General features: G+C 70.5%; 21 protein-coding genes. 10 read left to right on the forward strand and 11 right to left on the reverse strand.

Features of this window, described 5'->3' with window-relative positions; all coding sequences use genetic code 11:
- Window positions 1-191: 191 nt before the first annotated feature.
- A complete protein-coding gene (locus tag ACFVT5_RS34720; protein WP_389896398.1) occupies window positions 192-596 on the reverse strand; it encodes a hypothetical protein in 405 nt (134 codons plus the stop codon).
- A 98-nt stretch (window positions 597-694) separates the two neighbouring features.
- On the opposite strand from ACFVT5_RS34720, the gene ACFVT5_RS34725 reads away from it, so the two are divergent.
- Window positions 695-934 (forward strand): DUF2277 domain-containing protein, encoded by a 240-nt coding sequence (locus ACFVT5_RS34725; protein WP_389896400.1) that lies wholly within the window; start codon window positions 695-697, stop codon window positions 932-934.
- A 92-nt stretch (window positions 935-1,026) separates the two neighbouring features.
- On the opposite strand, the gene ACFVT5_RS34730 is transcribed toward ACFVT5_RS34725, so the two are convergent.
- From ACFVT5_RS34730 to ACFVT5_RS34745, 4 genes are all read right to left on the reverse strand, one after another.
- Entirely contained in the window at window positions 1,027-1,647 is a 621-nt protein-coding gene (locus tag ACFVT5_RS34730; protein WP_389896403.1) for a DedA family protein, read from the reverse strand.
- Window positions 1,648-1,869: 222 nt separating this feature from the next.
- Window positions 1,870-2,316: a DoxX family protein gene (locus ACFVT5_RS34735; protein WP_389896406.1), complete on the reverse strand. Its 447-nt coding sequence runs from the start codon at window positions 2,314-2,316 to the stop codon at window positions 1,870-1,872.
- A gap of 186 nt (window positions 2,317-2,502) precedes the next feature.
- Complete coding sequence (locus ACFVT5_RS34740; RefSeq protein WP_389896408.1) at window positions 2,503-4,323, reverse strand: alkaline phosphatase D family protein; 1,821 nt, start codon at window positions 4,321-4,323, stop codon at window positions 2,503-2,505.
- Window positions 4,324-4,428: 105 nt separating this feature from the next.
- Entirely contained in the window at window positions 4,429-5,100 is a 672-nt protein-coding gene (locus ACFVT5_RS34745; protein ID WP_389896411.1) for an HNH endonuclease family protein, read from the reverse strand.
- Window positions 5,101-5,441: 341 nt separating this feature from the next.
- On the opposite strand from ACFVT5_RS34745, the gene ACFVT5_RS34750 reads away from it, so the two are divergent.
- Window positions 5,442-6,023 carry a TMEM165/GDT1 family protein gene (locus ACFVT5_RS34750; protein WP_389896414.1) on the forward strand — a complete coding sequence of 194 codons (582 nt, stop codon included), beginning with the start codon at window positions 5,442-5,444 and terminating at the stop codon, window positions 6,021-6,023.
- 145 nt (window positions 6,024-6,168) lie between these two features.
- Complete coding sequence (locus ACFVT5_RS34755) at window positions 6,169-6,828, forward strand: HAD-IA family hydrolase (RefSeq protein WP_389896417.1); 660 nt, start codon at window positions 6,169-6,171, stop codon at window positions 6,826-6,828.
- Window positions 6,829-6,937: 109 nt separating this feature from the next.
- Here ACFVT5_RS34755 and ACFVT5_RS34760 read toward each other — a convergent pair whose 3' ends face one another.
- Window positions 6,938-7,600 carry a peptidoglycan-binding protein gene (locus tag ACFVT5_RS34760; protein ID WP_389896419.1) on the reverse strand — a complete coding sequence of 221 codons (663 nt, stop codon included), beginning with the start codon at window positions 7,598-7,600 and terminating at the stop codon, window positions 6,938-6,940.
- A gap of 525 nt (window positions 7,601-8,125) precedes the next feature.
- Here ACFVT5_RS34760 and ACFVT5_RS34765 point away from each other — a divergent pair.
- The 4 genes from ACFVT5_RS34765 to ACFVT5_RS34780 all read left to right on the forward strand — a co-directional run bounded on the left by ACFVT5_RS34765 (window position 8,126) and on the right by ACFVT5_RS34780 (window position 12,298).
- Window positions 8,126-10,198 (forward strand): DHA2 family efflux MFS transporter permease subunit, encoded by a 2,073-nt coding sequence (locus ACFVT5_RS34765; RefSeq protein WP_389896421.1) that lies wholly within the window; start codon window positions 8,126-8,128, stop codon window positions 10,196-10,198.
- Window positions 10,199-10,348: 150 nt separating this feature from the next.
- Window positions 10,349-10,651, forward strand: coding sequence for a PqqD family protein (locus ACFVT5_RS34770; RefSeq protein WP_389896424.1), 303 nt, complete (start codon window positions 10,349-10,351; stop codon window positions 10,649-10,651).
- 136 nt (window positions 10,652-10,787) lie between these two features.
- The gene (locus ACFVT5_RS34775; RefSeq protein ID WP_389896426.1) at window positions 10,788-11,651 is read left to right on the forward strand and encodes a metallophosphoesterase family protein; all 864 of its coding nucleotides are present in this window, start codon (window positions 10,788-10,790) and stop codon (window positions 11,649-11,651) included.
- On the forward strand, window positions 11,648-12,298 hold the full coding sequence (locus ACFVT5_RS34780) for a 4'-phosphopantetheinyl transferase (protein WP_389896429.1): 651 nt from the start codon (window positions 11,648-11,650) through the stop codon (window positions 12,296-12,298). The genes ACFVT5_RS34775 and ACFVT5_RS34780 overlap by 4 nt, the downstream gene beginning before the upstream one ends.
- Before the next feature lie 46 nt (window positions 12,299-12,344).
- Here ACFVT5_RS34780 and ACFVT5_RS34785 read toward each other — a convergent pair whose 3' ends face one another.
- Entirely contained in the window at window positions 12,345-12,761 is a 417-nt protein-coding gene (locus tag ACFVT5_RS34785) for a DUF1992 domain-containing protein (RefSeq protein ID WP_389896431.1), read from the reverse strand.
- Between the two features lie 120 nt (window positions 12,762-12,881).
- Between ACFVT5_RS34785 and ACFVT5_RS34790 the strand changes: the two genes are divergently transcribed.
- Entirely contained in the window at window positions 12,882-13,274 is a 393-nt protein-coding gene (locus tag ACFVT5_RS34790) for a hypothetical protein (protein WP_389896434.1), read from the forward strand.
- 59 nt (window positions 13,275-13,333) lie between these two features.
- Here ACFVT5_RS34790 and ACFVT5_RS34795 read toward each other — a convergent pair whose 3' ends face one another.
- Entirely contained in the window at window positions 13,334-14,002 is a 669-nt protein-coding gene (locus ACFVT5_RS34795) for an O-methyltransferase (protein ID WP_389896437.1), read from the reverse strand.
- Between the two features lie 303 nt (window positions 14,003-14,305).
- Here ACFVT5_RS34795 and ACFVT5_RS34800 point away from each other — a divergent pair, with 303 nt between their 5' ends.
- The gene (locus ACFVT5_RS34800; protein ID WP_389896440.1) at window positions 14,306-16,438 is read left to right on the forward strand and encodes a bifunctional glycosyltransferase 87/phosphatase PAP2 family protein; all 2,133 of its coding nucleotides are present in this window, start codon (window positions 14,306-14,308) and stop codon (window positions 16,436-16,438) included.
- A gap of 42 nt (window positions 16,439-16,480) precedes the next feature.
- Here the strand turns inward: ACFVT5_RS34800 and ACFVT5_RS34805 are convergent, their stop codons facing one another.
- The gene (locus tag ACFVT5_RS34805) at window positions 16,481-17,728 is read right to left on the reverse strand and encodes a cytochrome P450 (RefSeq protein WP_389896972.1); all 1,248 of its coding nucleotides are present in this window, start codon (window positions 17,726-17,728) and stop codon (window positions 16,481-16,483) included.
- A gap of 290 nt (window positions 17,729-18,018) precedes the next feature.
- On the opposite strand from ACFVT5_RS34805, the gene ACFVT5_RS34810 reads away from it, so the two are divergent.
- Window positions 18,019-19,188 (forward strand): steroid 3-ketoacyl-CoA thiolase, encoded by a 1,170-nt coding sequence (locus ACFVT5_RS34810; RefSeq protein WP_389896442.1) that lies wholly within the window; start codon window positions 18,019-18,021, stop codon window positions 19,186-19,188.
- A 59-nt stretch (window positions 19,189-19,247) separates the two neighbouring features.
- Here the strand turns inward: ACFVT5_RS34810 and ACFVT5_RS34815 are convergent, their stop codons facing one another.
- Together ACFVT5_RS34815 and ACFVT5_RS34820 are read right to left on the reverse strand one after the other, a co-directional pair.
- Window positions 19,248-19,949 carry a YoaK family protein gene (locus ACFVT5_RS34815; RefSeq protein WP_389896444.1) on the reverse strand — a complete coding sequence of 234 codons (702 nt, stop codon included), beginning with the start codon at window positions 19,947-19,949 and terminating at the stop codon, window positions 19,248-19,250.
- Window positions 19,950-20,108: 159 nt separating this feature from the next.
- The gene (locus ACFVT5_RS34820) at window positions 20,109-20,528 is read right to left on the reverse strand and encodes a transglycosylase SLT domain-containing protein (protein ID WP_389896446.1); all 420 of its coding nucleotides are present in this window, start codon (window positions 20,526-20,528) and stop codon (window positions 20,109-20,111) included.
- Window positions 20,529-20,968 lie beyond the last annotated feature (440 nt).

A 20,968-nucleotide genomic window follows, 5' to 3' on the forward strand; every position in this document is an offset into this window, starting at 1 on the left:
CAAGACGCTCGACTGGGATAACCCAGCCGAGCGCCTACGTGATCTACTGACCGCCTGAATCTGGATCGGTGTTGCGACGATCACTAGAACCCAAGATGGCTGGGGGCCTTCGTCGTTTCGCATCGGTCGCCGGTCGCCGGTCGCCGGTCGCCGGTCGCCGGTCGCCGGTCGGCAGTGCGCGGCGGACAAAGTCACCGGTGCGCGGCCAAAGGCCACAGGTCACAGGTCACAAGCCACAGGTCGGCGGACGCGGTCACCGTCTCGGCAGCCGGTGGCGGGCCTGTGTGTTTCAGGCTCATCCGGGCGTTCACGGTGTCGGGGCCGATGAGGTCGGTCCAGTAGCGGTGGCAGGTGATGAAGATCGCCAGTTCGCGCTCGCGTTCACGGAGTTTCTCCACCTGGGCCTGTTCGTCGGGGGTCCAGCCGGGGGAGGCGGGGCGTTCGACCTTGCGCCAGCCGTTGTCGTCGCTGAAGCCGTCGAGGGGCTCCACCGACCAGGGCAGACGCTTGAGCAGTTCCAGAAGCTCGGTCCGTATCTGACGCAGCTCCTCCTGGCCAGCGAGGAGATCGCTCGGGAAGTCATAGGTCGCAGCCACGCGGTAATGCTACGCCTGTTCGATTTTGTGTTGCGAGTCAATCCTGGGACTTCCCCGGGGCTTCACACGAAAGGGGTGCCAGGGGAGACACTTGACGCATGTGCCGCAGCATCAAGACTCTCCGTCCGCCCGTGCTCCCCGAAGAGGCCACCGAGGAGGACATCCGCGCCGCCGCGCTTCAGTACGTACGGAAGGTGTCGGGGTTCCGGGCTCCGGCCGCGCACAATCGCGAGGTCTTCGAGCGTGCCGTGGAGGCCATCGCCGAAGCGACCGCCGAGTTGCTCGACGGTCTGGAGGTACGGGGACAGGCCGCCGGCGGCCGGGCAGCGGCGAGCTGAACCCTCATCCGGTGCCGGAGGGAGGGAAGAGTGCCACTCGGCACCCGGCCCTCAGATGTCACCGGCCCCCAGATGTCACCGGCCCCCGGATGTCACCCGGTGGCCGCCACCGGCCTCCGTATGACATAGGCCGCCCCGGCCCCCGCCGCGAAAAGCGCGAGCAGGGAGACCCCGGTGGCGAGCCAGGTCGCGCCCAGCCACTGGCCGCCGAAGTAGCCGAGGCCGACGCTGTACGCGGCCCAGGCGATGCCCGCGAGCGCGGACCAGGGGAGGAATTCGCGGATCGTACGGTGGGCGGCGCCCGCGGCCAGTGAGACGACCGAGCGTCCCGCGGGGGCGAAGCGGGCGATCACGACCAGGGCGCCGCCGCCCCGGGCGAGGGCCGCGCCGAGGTGCTCCTGGGCCCGGGTCAGCCGGCGGGAACGGGCGATGGCGCGGTCGAGGCGTGCGCCCCCGCGTCGGGCCAGACGGTACGCGACCAGGTCACCGAGTACCGAGGCGGTCGCCGCGCACAGGGTCAGTACCAGCATGTCCGGCACCTCGTGCGGGACCCGCCCCGACGCGGCGCCCGAGCCGGCGGCGGCGGCCGTCGCGGTCGCGATCACCAGGACACCGCTCGGCAGGACCGGCAGGAACACGTCACACAAGACCGAGAGGGCCACGACCGCGTAGATCCAAGGGCTGCCGGTCAGCGACCCCACACTCTCCAGCACCGGAACTCCCCGTTCGGCAGACGATGCCGCGATGTCGCGGGGGAGCGGCAGGGGCGGCCTGGTGACAGCCATACAGCGTACGCGGGATGGCGGGCCGGAGATCCACCGGGGGCTCAGGAGTTCGCCGGGCGACGTTCACCCGGCCGCCGTCCGCATTGGGTCGGCACCGGCTTCCCCAGGTACCCGGGCGACCGGATACCTGGGGATACCTGAGGCGAAGGGTCAGACCGTGACCGTCTCCCGGTCGCGCGCCTGCCCGGCGTTCTCCAGGCGTCCGGAGAACAGGCGGTCGAGGCCGAAGGCGCCCGACCCCGTGAAGACGAACAGCAGCGTGGCCCAGCAGAACATCGCCGCGGCCTCACCGCTGTTCTGGATCGGCCAGAGCGCCTCGGGCTGGTGGACCTTGAAGTACGCGTACGCCATCGACCCGGATGAGACGAGGGCGGCGGCGCGGGTGCCGAGGCCGAGCATGATCAGGGTGCCGCCGACGAGCTGGATCAGGGCCGCGTACCAGCCGGGCCAGGTGCCGGCGGGGATGGTGCCGCCGCCCGCCGCGCCGCCGAGGACGCCGAAGAGCGAGGCGGCGCCGTGGCAGGCGAAGAGCAGACCGATCACGATGCGGAACAGCCCGAGGGCATAGGGCTGGGCGCTGTTGAGACGTCCAGTCATGGTGGGGGGCTCCTTCGGTTGGGTGGGGGACTAACCGAGTGGGCCCAGATTAGGAGCGCCTTATCAGTGCTTGCAAGTTCAACATTTGGCCATGGCTCACCCGAGCCCCCACCCCGGTAAGCGCCCCCCGTAGCCCCGTAGCCCCGTAGCCCCGTAGCCCCGTAGCCCCGCAGTCCCGCAGTCCCGTCAGCCCGTCACCGCCAACTCCTCCACCGTCTCCAGCCGTGCCTCGCCGCCCCCCACCTCCCGCGCCTGGTCCAGCCGCAGTGACGCCGAACGGCCGCGCAGGGTCAGGGTCATGAGCTGGTTGCCGAACCAAGGGCCGCCCGTCCTGGCCCAGGCGAGACCCGGTTCGCCCGCGCGGCCATGGCGGGCGATACGCCGACCGAGTGCCTGGCCGACACGGCTCCAGCCGAAGCGGAATCCGAACTCGATATATCGGGGGATCGAGTTGTGCACGGGGGAACAGGTCAACTGCAACACCCGCGCGTCAGGCCCCGTACCCCCAGATCCCGTACGGGCAGGCCCCGTACCGCCAACTCCCGTACTGGAAGCCCCCGTACCGCCAAGTCCCGTACTGGAAGTCCCCGTACCGCCCGGCCACGACGACGGCTCCGCGACATACGCGTGGTGGACGTCACCGGACAGTACGCAGATCGACGCCGGAGCGTCCGGTCCCGATCCGGCCTCGGCGATGAGGTCGGTCAGGGCCCGGAAGGACGACGGAAACGCGGCCCAGTGCTCCAAGTCGGCCCTGCGGCGTAGCTTTTCGCCGAACCGGGCCCAGCGACCGCCGCGCGACCCCCCGCACAGCGCGGCGTTCCACGCCTCGGCGTCATGGATCAGCGGCGGCAGCAGCCAGGGCAGTGACGTACCGATCAGGAGGTGGTCGTACGAACCGGGCGTGTCCAGGGCCTGGGCCCGTACCCAGGCCGCCTCGTCCGGGTCGAGCATGGCCCGCCGGTCCTCGTCCAGGACGCGGGCGGCGCGGGTGTCGATCATCAGCAGCCGGACCCGGCCGAAGTCCCGGCGGTAGCTCCAACGGGTCGACGCGGGTTCGGCGTCGGCGCGGGCGGCGAAGGCGCGCAGCGCGTCGGTGCCGTCGGGGGTCGCGCGCACCGCCGCGTAGAGCGGGTCGGCGGCGAGGTCGGCGGGTGGGAGATTGCCGAGGTGCTGGTGGACCCAGTAGGACATCAGACCGCTGAGGATGCGCTCGTTCCACCAGGGGGTCGCCCGCATCGAGGCCAGCCAGGAGGCGCTGGTGTTCCAATCGTCGATCACGTCGTGGTCGTCGAAGATCATGCAACTGGGCACGGTGGACAGCAGCCAGCGGACCTCGGGGTCGAGCCAGGACTCGTAGTAGAGGCGGGTGTACTCCTCGTAGTCCGCGACCTGGCTGCCCGGGGGTTCGGCGAGATCGCGGCGGGCGGCGATCCAGCGGCGCGTGGCCTCGGAGGTCTCGTCGGCGTACACCTGGTCACCGAGGAGCAGCAGGACATCGGGCCACTCGGCGTCGGGGTTCGCGGCGAGGCGCGCCGCGAGGGTGTCCAGGGCGTCGGGGCCCACCGGATCATGGCCCCCGGCGGGCGGCGCGGCCCAGCGGCACGACCCGAACGACACCCGAACGGCCCGATCACCGGCGTCACCCGCGTCACCGGACCTGCCCGCGTCACCGGCGTCACCGGTGTCACCCGCGTCACCGGACCCGCCCTCGCCCGGTCCTCCACCCGGCGTACGGATCACCGACGCCGGAAACCGGGAGTCGGCCGGCGGCCACACCCGGACCCCGTCGAGCAGTACCTCGTACGCCGTGGACGTCCCCGGCGTGAGCCCTTCCACCGGTATGAGGGCGTAGTGATGCCCCGCGATCTGGAAGGTGCGCGTCACACCTCCCGTGCCGTCCGCGCAGCGCACCTCGGCGGAGCACGGACGGCCCGCCTCGACCCAGACCGTCGCGGACGAGCCGTCCACATACCTCAGCAGTGGCCCCAGACGCAGCTTCGCCACGGTGATCACCCTCCTCCGTCGCCCCGTACGGTACGGAACGACGGAGGCCGGTGTGGTGGTTCCGGTCAGGAGCCGCCGGAGAGTGTCAGCGGACGCCGGGGAGCGTCAGCAGCCGTTGAGGATGGACTGGAGCGCGCTCTTCTCGGCCGAGTCGACCGTGAGGTTGTAGTAGTACTTCACGTGCACCCACATACGGGCGTACGTGCAGCGGTAGGAGGTACGCGACGGGAGCCAGGCGGCCGGGTCCTTGTCGCCCTTGGACTGGTTGACGCTGTCGGTGACGGCGATGAGCTGCGGGCGGGTCAGGTCGTTGGCGAAGCCCTGGCGCTTGGCGGTGGTCCAGCTGTTGGCCCCCGACTTCCACGCCTCGGACAGCGGGACGACGTGGTCGATGTCGACGTCGGACGCGGCGGACCAGGTGGCGCCGTCGTACTCGGAGTACCAGGTGCCGGACACGGCGGCACAGCTGGAGTCCTGCTGGACGTTGGAGCCGTCGCGCTTGAGGACGACCTCACGGGTGTTGCAGGTACCGGACTGGGTGATCCAGTGCGGGAACAGGTCACGGCTGTAACCGGTCGAGGAGCCCGGGGCCTGGACGGTGAGCGAGGAGAGGTACGTACGGGCGGTGGCCGCACTGACGGGGGTGGGGGGTGCGGCCTGCGCGGGCGGGCCGGTGAGGAGCGCGACGGCGGACATGGCGGCGGTGAGGGCGCCGAGTACGCCGAGCCGACGGCGACGGGAGGAACCGGACAGTCGACGCGCGTAGACACCTGACATGCGAACTCCCTTGATGTGGGGGTGTATTGGCCGCTCGAACCCGGCCATGGTGGCGTTCGAGGGTTTCCGGGGGGTGGGCGACAGGTAACAGGGTGGGGTCATGCGCACGTCACATCAAGGGGCCTGTCGAGAAGTCATGTGTGTGGGTGAACAAGGGAGTTGAAATAAGGGGAGAAAAGGGGGGTGGGTTCGGGGGTCGGGTGTGGCGCGGATCACGTCGCGCGGGGGCGCCGTTCGCCTCTGGGGAGCCGCCCCTACTCCTGGGGGCCGTCCGGGGTGTCCGAGATGTCCCGTACCATGAGGGCGGTATTCAGGGGAGTAGCTCTTCGCCTTGAGGGATCTTGATCAGCTTCAGCGTGATGGCGGTCGTCTTCGGCGTTGTCTTCCTGGCCGAACTGCCCGACAAGACCGCGCTCGCCGGACTCGTCCTCGGTACGCGGTATCGCGGCTTGTACGTCTTCGTAGGGGTCGCCGCGGCCTTCGCCGTCCATGTCGCGCTCGCCGTCGCGGCGGGCAGCGTGCTGACCCTGCTGCCCGGCCGGCTGCTGAGTGTCATCACCGGTGTCCTCTTCATCGGTGGCGCCGCGGTGCTGCTCCTGAAGAAGGTCGACGGCGAGGAAGAGGTGCGCCGGCCCAAGGATCAGAGCTTCTGGCGGGTGTCCGCCGCGGGCTTCATGGTCATCCTGATCGCCGAGTTCGGGGATCTCACCCAGATCATGACGGCGAACCTCGCGGCTCGTTACGGCAATCCGCTCTCCGTCGGGATCGGCGCCGTACTGGCCCTGTGGGCGGTCGCGGGCCTGGGTATCGTCGGCGGCAAGGCCCTGATGAAGCGGGTGCCGCTGGGGCTCATCACCAAGATCGCGGCGGCGCTGATGCTGGCGCTCGGTGGGTGGAGTCTGTACGAGGCGGTGGCGGGCTGAGCGGTCTTTTTGTATCGTTGAGAAACAAAGTGGTTCCGTCCGCTCACCCTGACCGGCGGGCGGGACCACCTTGACCCGGACCACCTTCACCCGGACCGCTTGCCCTTTCCTTCCGCTTCTTTCCGGAGCTTTCTGGAGCCTGCCGATGTCGGCCACCCCTGTCCTGACCGCCCGCGCCCTGCTGCTCGACATGGACGGCACCCTCGTGAACTCGGATGCCGTGGTGGAGCGATGCTGGCGGCGCTGGTCCCACCGGCACGGCCTGGACTTCGACGAGGTCATCCGCGTCGTCCACGGCCGGCAGGGCTACGCGTCCATGGCGGTACTGCTCCCGGACCGTCCCATGGCCGAGAACTACGCCGAGAACGAGCTGATGCTCGCCGAGGAGACCGCCGACATCGACGGCGTCGTGCCCATCGAGGGCGCACCGGAATTCCTCGCCTCGCTCGTGGGTGTGCCGCACGCGCTGGTGACCTCCGCGACGCTGGAGTTGGCCAGATCGCGGATGGATGCCGCCGATCTGGCCATTCCTGAGACCTACATCACCGCCGAGTCGGTCGGCGAGAGCAAGCCGCACCCCGAGGGCTTCCTCAAGGGCGCGGCCGAACTCGGTGTCGACCCCGCCGACTGCGTCGTCTTCGAGGACTCCGAGGCGGGCATCGCCGCCGGACGTGCCGCCGGAATGCGCGTGATCGGCATCGGCCCCCGCGCGGCGGCCTACGGCCCCACGGTCCAGGTGGACGACCTGACGCGCGTACGCGTCGAGCGCACCCCCGAAGGACCGGTGCGCCTGCACATCGGCTGAGTCGCCGCGGGCCTCCGCACATCGGCTGAGTCGCCCCGCGCCTCCGCACATCGGCTGAGTCGCCGCGGGCCCCGCGCGTCGGTTCAGGCGCCGCGGGCCCCCGCACGGGTCAGCGGTACGACGTCTCCGACTCCAGGCTCCGCCGCGTCTTCGGGCCGTACACGCCCGACTCCTCGTCGATGCCGCGCGCCCACTGGTAGCGCGCGACGGCCTCTTCGACCCGGGAGCTGTAGACGCCGTTCATCCGGCCGGAGTAGAGGCGGAGTTGGCGCAGGCGCTCCTGGAGCCGCTGGACCTCGGGACCCTCGTCACCCCGGCGCAGCGTCTCGTCGGGAGCCGGTGGCGCCGGCGGCTGCGGTGCCGTGGATCCGCCGGCCTTCGCGGTCGACGGTGCGGGCGACGAGGGCGTGGACGGGGCCGAGCTGTTCGGCGACGGTGACGACGAGGGCGACGACGAGGGCGATCCGCTCCGAGTGCCCGACGGCGCGGGCGGCGACGGATTCGCCGGAGCCGGGGCGGAGGACCGGGCGGACGCCGACGGTGACGACGGTTCCGGTTCCGCGGTGTCCGGGGCGCTGCGCGGGGTGTCGGGCAGCGCCGTGTCCTCATGCCGGGGCTTCTCGTAGGAGAACAGGCCGCTCGCGAAGGCGGCGGCCCCGACCACGGCCACCGTGGCGCCGGACGCGGCGACCAGCGCGAGACGGCGGCGCCGGGAGCGGGGGCCGGGGCTCTCGGGCGGCTGTGCGAGCGGGCCCCCGGGTGCGCTCCCCACGGGACCCCCAAGTCCCGCAGGCCCCCCAGGACCCGCAGACACTCCAGGACCCGCAGACACCCCAGGACCCCCGAACCCCCCGAGCCCCTCGGCCCCCTGAGGCGGCGCCGCCGGCTCCGGCGGATCCGCCAGCGGTGGCAGCGGCCCGGCCGGAGTCAGCGGCGCGCTCCCGCCACCCGAAGGGTCCAACTCGTCGGGATCCGGCAGCGACACATAGGGACGTACCCGGAGCGGGTCGTAGTCCTCCGCCGCCGCGGTCTCCGCCGTTCTCGTCTCCCGCAGCGCGTCGGACGCGCGCTGCGCGCAGGTACAGCCGTGGGCGCCCCCCGGGCCCCGTGCCGTACCGCATTCTGGACATATCTGTCCGTTCACCGTTTTGGGTCCCCTCCCCTGAGAACACCGCCGATTATGCAGACACCGCGCCCCCGAGCCCAGCGCCGGGGTGAGTGCGTCAACAGGCCATAACGGGGCATACCGATCACGATGGAGGTGCGGAAAGCCTCGGGACGGTCTCAGGAGGTGTCCATGGCCCAGAGCGCTCACCGGGCGAGCGGTACGCACGCCGCACGCTCCGGCAAGGATGAGGACCGCATCCAGGGCGGCGTTCTGGTGTCGATCGGCGCGCTGCTCCTCGGAATGCTGCTCGCCGCCCTCGACCAGACCATCGTCTCCACGGCGCTGCCGACGATCGTCAGCGACCTCGGCGGTCTGGAACACCTCTCCTGGGTGGTCACGGCGTATCTGCTGGCGTCGACGGCGGCGACGCCGCTGTGGGGCAAGCTCGGCGACCAGTACGGCCGCAAGCGGCTGTTCCAGTACGCGATCGTGATCTTCCTGATCGGCTCGGCGCTCTGCGGTGTGGCGCAGAACATGTCGCAGCTCATCGGCTTCCGGGCGTTGCAGGGGCTCGGTGGCGGTGGGCTGATCGTGCTGTCGATGGCGATCGTCGGCGACATCGTGGCGCCGCGTGAACGCGGTAAGTACCAGGGCCTGTTCGGCGCGGTGTTCGGTGCGACGAGTGTGCTCGGGCCGCTGCTCGGCGGGGTGTTCACGGAGCATCTGAGCTGGCGTTGGGTGTTCTACGTCAACCTGCCGATCGGGGTGATCGCGCTCGCCGTCATCGCCGCGTATCTGCACATCCCGCGCCGCGCCACCCGGCACACCATCGACTATCTGGGCACCTTCCTCATCGCCTCCGTCGCGACCTGTCTGGTGCTCGTGGCCTCGCTCGGCGGCACCACCTGGGACTGGAACTCGACCCAGGTCATCGGGCTCGCCGCGCTCGGGGTGCTCCTGGCGGGCTGGTTCGTGAGCGTGGAGCGGCGGGCGCCCGAACCGGTGCTGCCGCTCAAGCTGTTCCGGATCCGCACCTTCACCCTGGCCGCGGTCATCAGCTTCGTCGTCGGCTTCGCGATGTTCGGGGCGATGACCTATCTGCCGACGTTCCTCCAGGTCGTACACCGCATCTCGCCGACCATGTCCGGCGTGCACATGCTGCCGATGGTCGTCGGGCTGCTCCTGTCGTCCACGCTGTCCGGACAGATCGTCAGCCGCACCGGCCGCTGGAAGGTGTTCCCCATAGCCGGCACCGGCATCACCACGATCGGGCTGCTCCTGCTGCACCGGCTCGACGAGTCGAGCAGCACGGCCGAGATGAGTGCCTACTTCTTCGTCTTCGGCCTGGGCCTCGGCCTGGTGATGCAGGTCCTGGTGCTCATCGTGCAGAACGCGGTCTCCTACGAGGACCTCGGCGTCGCGACCTCCGGGGCCACCTTCTTCCGGTCCATCGGGGCGTCGTTCGGCGTGGCCATCTTCGGTTCGATCTTCGCCGGCCGGCTCGGCGGCAAACTCACCGACGCGCTCGCGGGGCAGTCGCTGCCGCCCGGCGTCGGCGTCGACTCGCTCAAGTCCGACCCGCGCGGCATCGCCCAACTCCCGCCCCTCCTGCGCCCACCGGTCATCCACGCCTACGCGTCGTCGATCACCGATGTCTTCCTGTACGCGGCCCCGGTCGCGCTGCTCGCCTTCTTCCTCGCCTGGTTCATGCGCGAGGACCCGCTGCGCGGCTCGGTGCGGGCGCCCGACGCGACCGAGACCCTGGCCAGTAACCCCGTACAACGCTCCTCGCGCGACGAGGTGGCACGCGCCCTGTCCCTGCTCGGCACCCGCGAGGGCCGCCGCGAGATCTACCGGACGATCACCGAACGGGCCGGCTACGACCTGCTGCCGGCGGCGAGTTGGCTGCTGCTGCGCATCAACCGGTTCGGTTCGGCGGAACCCGCGCTCCTGGCCGAACGCAGCTCCGTCCCGCTCGACGTCATCACCAACGCGGCCCGGCAGGTCGAGGAGCGCCGTCTCGCCGTGCGCGAAGGGCTTCCGCTGATCCTCACCGACGAGGGCCGCGAGGTCGCCGCCGCGCTGTCCCGGGCCCGCGAGGAATCGCTCGCCGAAATGCTCGGCGACTGGTGGGGACCCGGCCGCCCCACCGACCTGGTCACGCTCGTCAAGGATCTCAACGCCGAGATGTGCGGCTGCGACGCGGAACGCCCGCACGACGGCAGCAGCAAGCAACGTCCGGTGCGCGGCACGGTGATCTGAATGACCGCCCCCACTTCCGTGATGTCGGCGCGCCGCCTTCCGGCGGCCGGAGCACGTACACGAGGCTGTGCGTCCCATCGGGACAGGCGCGACACTACCCGACGGTAACGACCAGTTCAGGCCATGTCATCGATATTTGAGGGACTTGCCATGGAACACGACGAGTTGTTACGGAACGTACGGCCCGTACCCGATGTCGTCTCCCGGCTCGACACCGAAGGGCGGCTGACCCTGCTGTGCGCGGCGCGCCACGAGACGTTCTCGTGCGGGCCCGGCGGTACGGCGATGTGGATCGCGTTGCAGCAGCACGACTGGCATCTCGACGCGACCGCGCACGCCCTCGGCGGAATCTGGGCGATGGACGTGCTCTGGGTACGGATGATGCTCGCCCGCTGGCTGGAGGAACTGATGGCGGCGGGCGTGGTCGAAGAGGTCCGAGGGGAGAGGGTCTGAGGTCAGAGGAGAGGTCGGAGAAGGGCGGCCGGGAGATGGGTGCGAGGACTGGCGGTCTTCTCGTTGATCGCCGTGGCGGGACGCGGTTACGCTCCCAGAGCGTCGTCGCCCGGTACGACGGCGAAGGGGGGTTGCGATGGCGGCACCGACCGGTGCTCTCCTCGCGGTGAGCGACCTGCACGTCGCCATGCGGGACAACCGGCCCATCGTGGAGTCCCTGCGGCCGGATTCGGACGAGGACTGGCTGATCGTCGCGGGTGACGTCGCCGAACGCTTCGACGACATCACCTGGGCCCTCGACCTGCTCGCCCGCCGCTTCTCACGGGTGATCTGGACCCCCGGCAACCACGAGCTGTGGACCCCGCGCGAGGACCCGGCGCCCCTGCGCGGCCAGGCACGCTACGAGCACCTGGTCGACCTCTGCCGAAGCCTGGACATCCTCACCCCCGAGGACCCCTACGCGCTCTGGCCCGGCCCGGAAGGACCGGTCGCGGTCGCCCCGCTGTTCCTGCTGTACGACTACACCTTCCGGGCGCCCGGTACGGCGACCAAGGAGGAGTCGCTGGCCGCCGCGCACGCCTCCGGAGTGGTGTGCACGGACGAGTTCCTGCTGCACCCGGACCCGTATCCCACCCGGGACGACTGGTGCCGCGCCCGGGTCGCGCTGACCGAACGCCGGCTCGCCGCCCACGACCCGGCACTCCCGCTGGTCCTCGCGGGCCACTGGCCGCTGGTCCGGCAACCGACATCGGTGCTCTGGTACCCGGAGTTCGCGCAGTGGTGCGGTACGGAACTCACCGCCGACTGGCACACCCGCTTCAACGTCGCCGCCGTCGTCTACGGCCATCTCCACATCCCCCGTACCACCGTCCACGACGGCGTCCGCTTCGAGGAGGTCTCGATCGGCTACCCCCGCGAGTGGCGCAAACGCGGGCACCCCCGGGGCCTGCTGCGCCGGATCCTGCCGTACGACGCGTCGGCCGACGCGGACCCCGTGTGATCGGCCGGCTGCTGCCCGCCGCGGTCTCGTCCGCCGACACCCGCGAGGACGCGCCGCCCGGCACCCTCTTCCCCGAGGAGGAGGCGCTCGTGGCGGCCAGTGTGCCGTCCCGGCAACGGGAGTTCGCGGCGGTCAGGGGCTGTGCCCGGCGCGCCATGAGCGGCCTCGGACTGCCGCCCGCGCCGGTGCTCAACGGAACACGCGGCGTGCCCCGCTGGCCGGCCGGGGTGGTCGGCAGCATGACGCACTGCGCGGGCTACCGGGCCGCCGCGCTCGCCCGCGCCACGGAGTTCCGGGGCCTGGGCATCGACGCCGAACCCAACGCGCCGCTGCCGTCCGGGATCCTCGACTCGATCGCCCTCGCGTCGGAGCTGAGACGGCTGCGCGAGAGGCCGTTGCCCGTCGGGGTGCACGAGGACCGGTTGCTGTTCAGCGCCAAGGAGAGCGTCTTCAAGACGTGGTTCCCGCTGACCCGGATCGAACTCGACTTCCACGACGCCGACATCACCTTCCACCCGGCGACGCCGACCGAGGGCACGCTCACGGCACGGCTGCTGCGGACCGTGCCGGAGCTGCCCGCGCGGTTCGACGGCCGGTGGATCGTGCACGAGGGCATCGCGGCGACCGCGATCACGCTGCCCGTGTGACCGGGCGGCACGACACCGGGGCTCAACGGAAGGGTCAGGCGAAGGGCTATGCCGAGGGTTCCGGAGGGTGCCTGCGGTGCCATTCGGCGGCGACCTTGTCCGGATCGAACGGCTTCATCCCCAGCGGCGGACCCGGCTGCGGCTTCAGCATCATGTCCTTGATCTTGGGATTGACCTTCTCGACGATCCGCCGGGCCGCCGCCTCGGACGGCGCCTCATAGGCCGCCGCGAGCGCGTCCTCCGCCTCCTTGCGCAGGGCGAGCGAAGGGGGCAGATGCGAGAGACCCTCGCGGGCCATCTTCGCCTTGATCCACCACAGTTCGTCGTAGGCCGTGTCCGCGGTGGCGGCGAGCGGCTTGCCCGCTCCGGCCAACCGTGCGAACTCGCCTCGGGCCTCCGCGTCGCGGATCTGCTTGTCGACCCATGACTCGAAGCTGACACCTGGGGGTTTCCGCTCCGTCATGCCCTCATTGTCCCAGACGGGAGACGAATGTCAGTGGGCTGTGCGACGCTCCCGAAGTCCACTCAGGACGACGGAAGACCACGGCATGCCGGGCGAACCGGCCGGAAGAAGGAGCCGTACGTGCTGGAGCTGACCATGGCCACGGTGGCGGAGGGCGACGCGGGTGCGACCGCGGGCATGCTGATGGCCGAGGCGCCGAGCGAGCCGGGCGCGGTGCTGCGCGTCGGCCGCGACCGGACCCAGTGCCGGCTGGCCACGCCCGACGACTGGCTGTTCGTGTCCCGCACCCATCTGGAGTTCCGCTGCGGACCCGACGGCACCTGGACCGTCACCTGGCTGCGCGGCTCCCAGCCCGACCCGTCGTCCGAGGCATGGGTCGTGATGGGCGGAGCCGCGCAGCCGCTCGTCCACGGCGGGTGTGCGACGCTGCCGCGCGGGGGCTCCGGCGAGGTCGTGGTACGGGACCGGACGAGCGCGCGCAGCGTCAACGTGGGCTTCTACCACGAGATATGACCCACCGGGGACCCGAGACCGGGGACCCGAGACCGGGGACCGGAGCGCCACGGAGGTGGTCAGTCGGTCACACGGGCCAGGACGAACCCGTCGTACCCCTTGCTGCCCACCGTCTGGATCGCGGTGCCGCTCAGCTTCGGATGGGCGGCGACCCGCTCGATCAGCGCACGGGTGCCCCGCACGCTCGGCTCGGTGCTCGCCGCGTCGATGACGGCGCCGCCGCGCACCACGTTGTCGCAGACGATCACGGAACCAGGCGCGGTCAGCTTCACCGACCAGTCCAGATAGTGCGGGTTGTTGACCTTGTCGGCGTCGATGAAGACCAGGTCGAACGGGCCCGCGCCCTCCGCTTCGAGGACCGGCAGCGAGTCGAGCGCCGCGCCCGTCCGTACCTCGGCGATCGTGTCGAGCCCCGCGTGGGCGAGGTTGCGGCGGGCCACGTCGGCGTGTGCCGGGTCGTATTCCAGGCTGATCAGCCGGCCGTCGGCGGGGAGTGCGCGGGCCAGCCAGATGGTGCTGTAGCCGCCGAGCGTGCCGATCTCCAGGATGCGCCGGGCGCCCTGGATCTGGGCGAGCAACTGGAGCAGCTTGCCCTGGTTCGGGGCGACGTTGATGTGCGGCAGTCCGGCGGCGTCGCTGGCGCGCAGGGCCGCGTCCAGGGGCTCGTCCGCCGGGGCGAGGGACGAGGTGAAGTAGGCGTCGACGTCGGTCCACAGCTGCTCGGTCATGGGTGGCTCTCCCCAAAAGTGGTCATTAGTACGACTAAGTAGTTTCGCTAAGGAATATAGCCGGGCGGTGTCCGCCGAAGCGACCGCGAAAGGGGCCAGAGCTGGCCAGATTGTGATCTGTGTCGCGCCTTACGGAGAAAACGGCACCTTCCCCGCACTATCGTCATCCGTTCAAAAGTGAAGAGGCCGCCAGGTGAATCGGGGGTTGCCCGCGTCTCTTCACCGGGGCAGTGCGAGCCTTTGACGATCCGGCCCGGGGACAGGGCCGGACACGGTGACGAACGGGCGGAGGGCCGACGCGGCGTGGCGAATGCGGAGCACGGTGGAGCAGGGAACGCCTTGGCGAGACCGGCCGGGGCGGTGAACTCCCGTATCGCGGCCGTGCGCGCCGGCCTCTGGCTGATGGCAGCGCTGCTCGCGGTGCGCCAGGTCACGGCAGTCCTGCGGCAGCCACCGGGAGAGCGCTTCACCGATCTGGAGGCGTGGGTCGGACCCAACGGCGTCCTGCACGTCAATGGGTCGCTGTACGACGCCGACCAGTTCACGGGTACCCCTTTCGGGGGACTCGTCCTGAAGCCGCTCGCCCGGTCCGCCGAACAGTCGCTGGGCTGGGCATGGACGTTCGGCACACTGCTGCTCGTCGTCGTCCTCGGTCTGGTCGCCGCACGCTCCCTGCCGCACCCCGTCTCGCGTCGTACCTCCCTGCTCGCCGCGCCCGTCGCGATCTGTCTGCTGATCCTGTCGCTGCCCGTCCGCAACACCCTCCACCTCGGCCAGACCAGCATCATCCCCGTCCTGCTCGTCCTCCTCGGCTGCTTCGCCGTGCGCGGGGAACGCGCGAGCGGTGTCCTGATCGGCATCGGCGCCGCCCTCCAGCCCACCGTGCTGCTCTTCGCACCGCTGCTCTGGTTCACCGGCCGCCGCAAAGCCGCCGTCGCCTCCGGCATCACCTTCGCCGCCTGCACCGCCCTCGCCTGGGCCGCGATGGCCGAGGACTCGTGGGCGTACTGGATACGCCATCTCGCGGGCGCAGGACTCGGCGCCGAACCCGACGGGCTCGCCAACCAGTCCCTGCACGGCGTCCTGCTCCGGTTCGGGCTGAGCGGACCGCTGGAACAGGGCCTGTTCCTGGTCATCGGTGCCACCGTCGCCGTGGTCGGTCTGCGCCGGGCCGTGCGGTACGCGGCCGACGGGCAGTTGCTGCTCGCCGTCGCCATCACCGGCTGTGTCGCCGTCGTCGTGTCCCCGACGACCTGGCAGCACCAACTCCTGTGGGTACTGCTCGCCGTCGTCGGCCGGGTCGGCAAGCGCGCGTCGGACCGCCCGGTGTGGCCGGTCGCGGTGGTCCTGGTGATGACGCTGCCCGCGACGATGATGCTGCCGAACATCACGGTGCTGGTCCCGGTGCGCGACAACGCCGTGGTCCTCGCGGCCCTCGCCGCCGCCTGCTTCGTACCATTCCTGTCCCGGACCTCGCCGTACTACCGGGACCCCGTCCCCACGGTGTACGCGGCGCCCGTACCGGCGCGCTGGAGCCGGGTGCCGCTGCTGCCGTTCTGGCGACGGGTCCTGAGCCGGCCCAACCTGTTGCTCGAACTGCTGCTGATCCGGGTCGGCTACTCCGCCTACTCACAGGTGCGGATCGCCGCCGCCGGGGGCCGGCCCGCCGCCGAGCGGCACGGGGAGCAGATCCACTCGATCGAGAAGTTCCTCTTCATCGACATCGAGTACGGGATCAACCACGCGGTGGTGAAGGTCCCCTGGCTGGAGAGCTTCTTCAACTTCTACTACACGTCCTTCCACTTCTTCGTACCGCTGACGGTCCTCGGTTTCCTGTACATGCGGCGGCCCGTCGACTTCCGCTGGGCGCGCACGGCACTCGGCTTCGCCACGGTGCTCGCGCTGCTCGGCTTCTGGCTCTATCCGCTGGCCCCGCCCCGGCTGATGCCGGACCTCGGGTTCATCGACACGGTGCACGGCGTCCAGGACTTCTCGCAGCCGGACTACGGCACCCTCACCTCGGTCACCAACCAGTACGCGGCGATGCCGTCGCTGCACTTCGGGTGGTCCCTGTGGTGCGGTGTCGTCGTCGTGATCCTGGCGCGCCGGTGGTGGATGAAGGCCCTGGGGCTGCTGCATCCGCTGCTGACCGTCTCGGCGATCGTCGCGACCGGCAACCACTGGATCCTCGACGCGGTCGGCGGCGCGGTCGTGGTCGCCCTGGGCTTCGGGCTCGGTCATCTCCTGGCGGGACCGAGGGCACGGGTCGTGACACGCACGGCGATGGAGGAGGCGGGGGAGGCGAAGAGGCCGGAAGGGGCGCCGGAAGGTGTCGTGCTGCCGGAACAGTCCAAAAAGGTGCCCGAACCGGGGCGGGAGGGTGTGCCCATCCCCGGTCAGGCGACCTCGTCCGACGGCAAACTCAACGCCCGCTGAGGGCAGGGCGGTTGGCGGGTCGGGCGTCGGGCCGGAATCGGGTCAGGCGGCGCCGGACACCCGTAGCTCCTTGACGCCGTTCAGCCACGCGGAGCGGAGCCGGCGCGGTTCACCGATGAGCCGCAGATCGGGCATCGCGTCGGCGACCGCGTTGAAGATGAGGTTGATCTCCAGCGTGGCGAGGGACTTGCCGAGGCAGAAGTGCGGTCCGCCGCCGCCGAATCCGAGGTGCGGGTTCGGGTCGCGCAGGACGTCGAACCGCTCGGGGGCTTCGAAGACCTCCGGGTCGTTGTTCGCCGAGGAGTAGAACATGCCGACGCGGTCGCCCTTCCTGATGCGCTGCCCGCCCAGGTCGGTGTCCTCGGTGGCGGTGCGCTGGAAGGAGACGACGGGCGTCGCCCAGCGGACGATCTCCTCGGCGGCGGTCTCGGGGCGCTCGCGCTTGTACAGCTCCCACTGGTCGGGGTGGGTGAGGAAGGCGTGCATGCCGTGGGTGATGGCGTTACGCGTGGTCTCGTTGCCGGCGACGGCGAGCAGGATCACGAAGAACCCGAACTCGTCGGAGCCGAGGTTGCCCTCGTCCTCGGCGGCCACGAGCTGCGACACGATGTCCTTGGCCGGGCACTCCTTGCGGGCCGCGGCGAGATTCATCGCGTACGAGACGAGTTCGGCGGCGGCCTCGACGCCGACCTCCTCGGTGATCGCGTACTCCGGATCGTCGTACGCGGCCATCTTGTTGGACCAGTCGAAGATCTTGGAGCGGTCCTCCTGCGGGACGCCGATCAGTTCGGCGATGGCCTGGAGCGGCAGTTCCACGGCGACGTTGGTGACGAAGTCGAAGGCGCCGTCCGGGCCCGCCTGGCTCAGCGCCGTCTCCACGATGGAGCGGGCGCGGGCGCGCAGGGTGTCCTCCAGGGAGCGGATCGCGCGCGGGGTGAAACCGCGCTGCACGATCTGCCGGACCCGGGTGTGCTCGGGCGGGTCCATGTTGAGCATGATCAGCCGCTGGACCTCGATCTGGTCGCGGCTGATGGTCTCGTTGAAGCGGATCACGGCGGTGTTGAGGTGCGAGGAGAAGAGTTCCGGGTGCGTGGAGACGTACTTGACGTCCGCGTGCCGGGTGACGGCCCAGTAACCGGCGTCCTGGAAGCCCGAGATGCCGGGGGTCTGGGCGATCCACCGGACCGGTTCGGACTCCCGGAGCGCGGCGAACTCCGGCAGCGGCACTCGGTGGTGGAGCAGATCGGGATCCGTGAAGTCGAACCCTTCGGACAGCGCGGGGCAGGACATCGGCAACTCCAGCTGTTTCACCGTAAGTCGATGGACCATCAAGGCGATGACGGATAGTGACGATCTATCAGAAAGTGACGGTCCATCAGAAGTTGCTGGAAAGGTAGTAACCGGTTCTACAACTCGCAAGGGGCGCGGCGGGATCTGTTGCGCACGCCGTACCGCGAGATGCGTGCACGACCCTTGCGTGCCGGGGGTTACGCAACGAGACTTCTCACAGAACTAGAACGCGTACTAGTTCTGTCGTGGGTCACCGCACGCCCCGCGGGATGTGGAGAGAGGACGCGCTCATGGCCGCTGAACCCGTCATCGTCGAAGCCGTACGGACCCCCATCGGCAAGCGGGGAGGGGCGCTCGCCAATCTTCACCCCGCCTATCTGCTGGGCGAGACCTACCGGGAACTCCTCGGCCGTACCGGCATCCAGCCGGACTGCGTCGAGCAGATCGTCGGCGGCACGGTCACCCACGCGGGTGAGCAGTCCATGAACCCGGCCCGCACCGCGTGGCTCACCATGGGGTTGCCCTACGAGACCGCGGCGACCACCGTCGACTGCCAGTGCGGCTCCTCGCAGCAGGCGTCGCACATGACCGCCAACATGATCGCGGCCGGAGTCATCGACATCGGCATCTCCTGCGGGATCGAGGCCATGTCCCGGGTGCCGCTCGGCTCCGCCTCCAAGCACGGCCCCGGCAAACCGGCGCCCGACGAGTGGAACGTGGACCTGCCCAACCAGTTCGAGGCCGCCGAACGCATCGCGCGGCACCGGGGGTTGACCCGCGAGAACGTCGACTCGCTCGGCTTGATCTCGCAGGAGCGGGCCGCCGTCGCCTGGGCCGAGGAGCGGTTCAAACGCGAGACGTTCGCCGTGCAGGTGCCGACCACCGAGACGGAACAGGCCGCCGGGCAGGGCATGTGGCGGCTCGTGGACCGGGACGAAGGGCTGCGTGACACCTCGATGGAGGCCCTGGGCCGGCTCAAGCCGGTGATGCCGACGGCCGTCCACACCGCGGGCAACTCCTCGCAGATCTCGGACGGCGCATCCGCGATCATGTGGGCGTCCAAGCGGATGGCGCGGGCCCTCAAGCTTCGCCCGCGCGCACGGATCGTCGCCCAGGCACTCGTCGGCTCCGATCCGCACTTCCACCTCGACGGGCCGGTCGACGCGACCCGCGCGGTCCTCGGCAAGGCCGGCATGACCCTCAAGGACATCGACCTGATCGAGATCAACGAAGCCTTCGCCTCAGTGGTGTTGAGCTGGGCCCAGGTCTTCGGTCAGGACCTGGAGAAGGTCAATGTCAACGGCGGCGCCATCGCCCTCGGACATCCGGTCGGCGCCACGGGGGCCCGGCTCATCACGACCGCGCTGCACGAACTGGAGCGCCGCGACAAGGAGTTCGCGCTGATCACGATGTGCGCGGGCGGCGCCCTGGCGACGGGGACGATCATCCAGCGGCTGTGACGCGGACGTGGACGCAGACGCAGGTGCAGACGCGGCCCGGTGTCAGAGTCGGTCCGGTGTCAGAGTCGGCCCGAGGCCGTCACGGCGAGTGCCGCCGCGATCAGCGCGGCCACCAGCAACGGCAGCCCCAGACCGTGGTTCAGGACCAGCCACGCGCCGAGCAGCGCGCCCGCCAGCAACGCCAGGGCCGAGCCCGCGCGCCGCAGCGTGTGGATGCTTTTGCCGCCGCCCAGCCAGGAGTCGGCGGCCAGACCGGTCAGGGCCATGGTGAGCACGGTCGTCGTCATGTCGGCCACGCCCAACTTCCGTACGGTGGCGTTGCGCAGGCCCATCGCGACCGCCGTCACCGCGATCAGCGCGAAGACGGTGCCGCGCGCGTCGGGGGCCGCGTACGCGATGACCGCCGACGCGCCGACCAGGACCGCCTCGCACGCCAGGACCGTCCGCATCCAGGTACGCCGTGAACCCTCGCTGAACCGCAGGACGCACCGGCCGCCGACCACCGAACCGACCAGGAACGCGCCGAGCGACACCAGTGAGTGCGTGGCCGAGAAGCCCGGCGCGCCGGCGGCGGCGAAACCGAGGACGACCACGTTGCCGGTCATGTTCGCGGTGAAGACATGGCCGAGGCCGAGATAGCTGACGGCGTCGATGAGTCCACTGACGACCGTCAGCGCACCGAGCACCAACGGCAGCCGCAGCCCCCGCGACTCGATGCTCGATGGATTCGGTTCGTCCGTACCGCCGACCGCCGTGGCCATGTCGCGCCTCCTGAGATGTGCAAACCGACATGGTGCTCTCCCCCGGACGCGCACATGGTCCCGGCGCGCGGGGCGCGACCGGGACCACGGGAAATGGGTCAGGCGGCGACACCCGGGGTGTCAGGGTGCCGCCGCCTGCGTCTGTGCGGGGGGCGCGGCTCAGTACCAGCCGTTGGCCTGCCAGAAGCTCCACGCGGCTGCGGGGCTGCCGTAGCGCTGCTTCATGTAGTCCAGGCCCCACTTGATCTGGGTCTCGGGGTTGGTCTTCCAGTCGCTGCCGTGCGTGGCCATCTTCGAGGCCGGCAGCGCCTGGACCAGGCCGTAGGCACCGGAGGACGCGTTGGTGGCCGTGACCTTCCAGTTGCTCTCGTGGGTCACGATCTTGTCGAAGGCGTTGTACTGCGCGGCGTCCGGGATCAGCTTCTTCGCGATCGACTGCGCCGAGGTGGGCGTGGCGGCGGGGGCCGCGGCCTGGGCCGGAGCCGCGGCGAACACCGAGCCGGCGGCGACAGCGGCGACGGCGGCACCGGTGAGGGCCTTCTTCGGGGACGCGATGCGGCGGAGCAGGGAGGCGGACAACTTCGGACCTTCCGGTGGGGGACAGATGCCGTCGCGGTACATCGGGGACCGCGGACGGACCGCGGGGACTGCGTCGGCGCCGCGGCCCGGGTGGGCACGTCGGCGCCGTGCGACTGCTCCAGAGAAGCAAAGCCGACCCCCTCGCGGCAATCGCCCCTTTTACTAGTCGGAGTCGCATTCGCCGGGAAGGCCCCCTGTGTGACGTGGCTCTCAAGTCGCAGGTCAGGGGCGTCGGCGACGCGAGCATGCCAACCCTGTGGGCTACGGCCCCGGATAGTGGAAGGCCGAAGTGCTGTGGGATGCCTCACGGCGCCGGGGTGTGTTCGGTGACGGACCGCGTGCGCGGGCCCACGGAGCGGATGCGGGGAGTGTGACGCGGGTCGCAGGGAGGGGAGTTGGGGTGTGACGCAGGCCGCTGACACGGTGTCCGAAATGGGTGA

The organism is Streptomyces sp. NPDC058001 (assembly GCF_042886315.1).
Taxonomy (GTDB): Bacteria; Actinomycetota; Actinomycetes; order Streptomycetales; family Streptomycetaceae; genus Streptomyces.

Coding starts and splice junctions, on each gene's coding strand:
- ACFVT5_RS34810 (WP_389896442.1), top strand. CDS start 18,019: ATGGCCGCTGAACCCGTCATCGTCGAAGCCGTACGGACCCCCATCGGC.
- ACFVT5_RS34755 (WP_389896417.1), top strand. CDS start 6,169: ATGTCGGCCACCCCTGTCCTGACCGCCCGCGCCCTGCTGCTCGACATG.
- ACFVT5_RS34735 (WP_389896406.1), bottom strand. CDS start 2,316: ATGACTGGACGTCTCAACAGCGCCCAGCCCTATGCCCTCGGGCTGTTC.
- ACFVT5_RS34765 (WP_389896421.1), top strand. CDS start 8,126: ATGGCCCAGAGCGCTCACCGGGCGAGCGGTACGCACGCCGCACGCTCC.
- ACFVT5_RS34785 (WP_389896431.1), bottom strand. CDS start 12,761: ATGACGGAGCGGAAACCCCCAGGTGTCAGCTTCGAGTCATGGGTCGAC.
- ACFVT5_RS34795 (WP_389896437.1), bottom strand. CDS start 14,002: ATGACCGAGCAGCTGTGGACCGACGTCGACGCCTACTTCACCTCGTCC.
- ACFVT5_RS34770 (WP_389896424.1), top strand. CDS start 10,349: ATGGAACACGACGAGTTGTTACGGAACGTACGGCCCGTACCCGATGTC.
- ACFVT5_RS34805 (WP_389896972.1), bottom strand. CDS start 17,728: ATGTCCTGCCCCGCGCTGTCCGAAGGGTTCGACTTCACGGATCCCGAT.
- ACFVT5_RS34815 (WP_389896444.1), bottom strand. CDS start 19,949: ATGGCCACGGCGGTCGGCGGTACGGACGAACCGAATCCATCGAGCATC.
- ACFVT5_RS34745 (WP_389896411.1), bottom strand. CDS start 5,100: ATGTCAGGTGTCTACGCGCGTCGACTGTCCGGTTCCTCCCGTCGCCGT.
- ACFVT5_RS34725 (WP_389896400.1), top strand. CDS start 695: ATGTGCCGCAGCATCAAGACTCTCCGTCCGCCCGTGCTCCCCGAAGAG.
- ACFVT5_RS34775 (WP_389896426.1), top strand. CDS start 10,788: ATGGCGGCACCGACCGGTGCTCTCCTCGCGGTGAGCGACCTGCACGTC.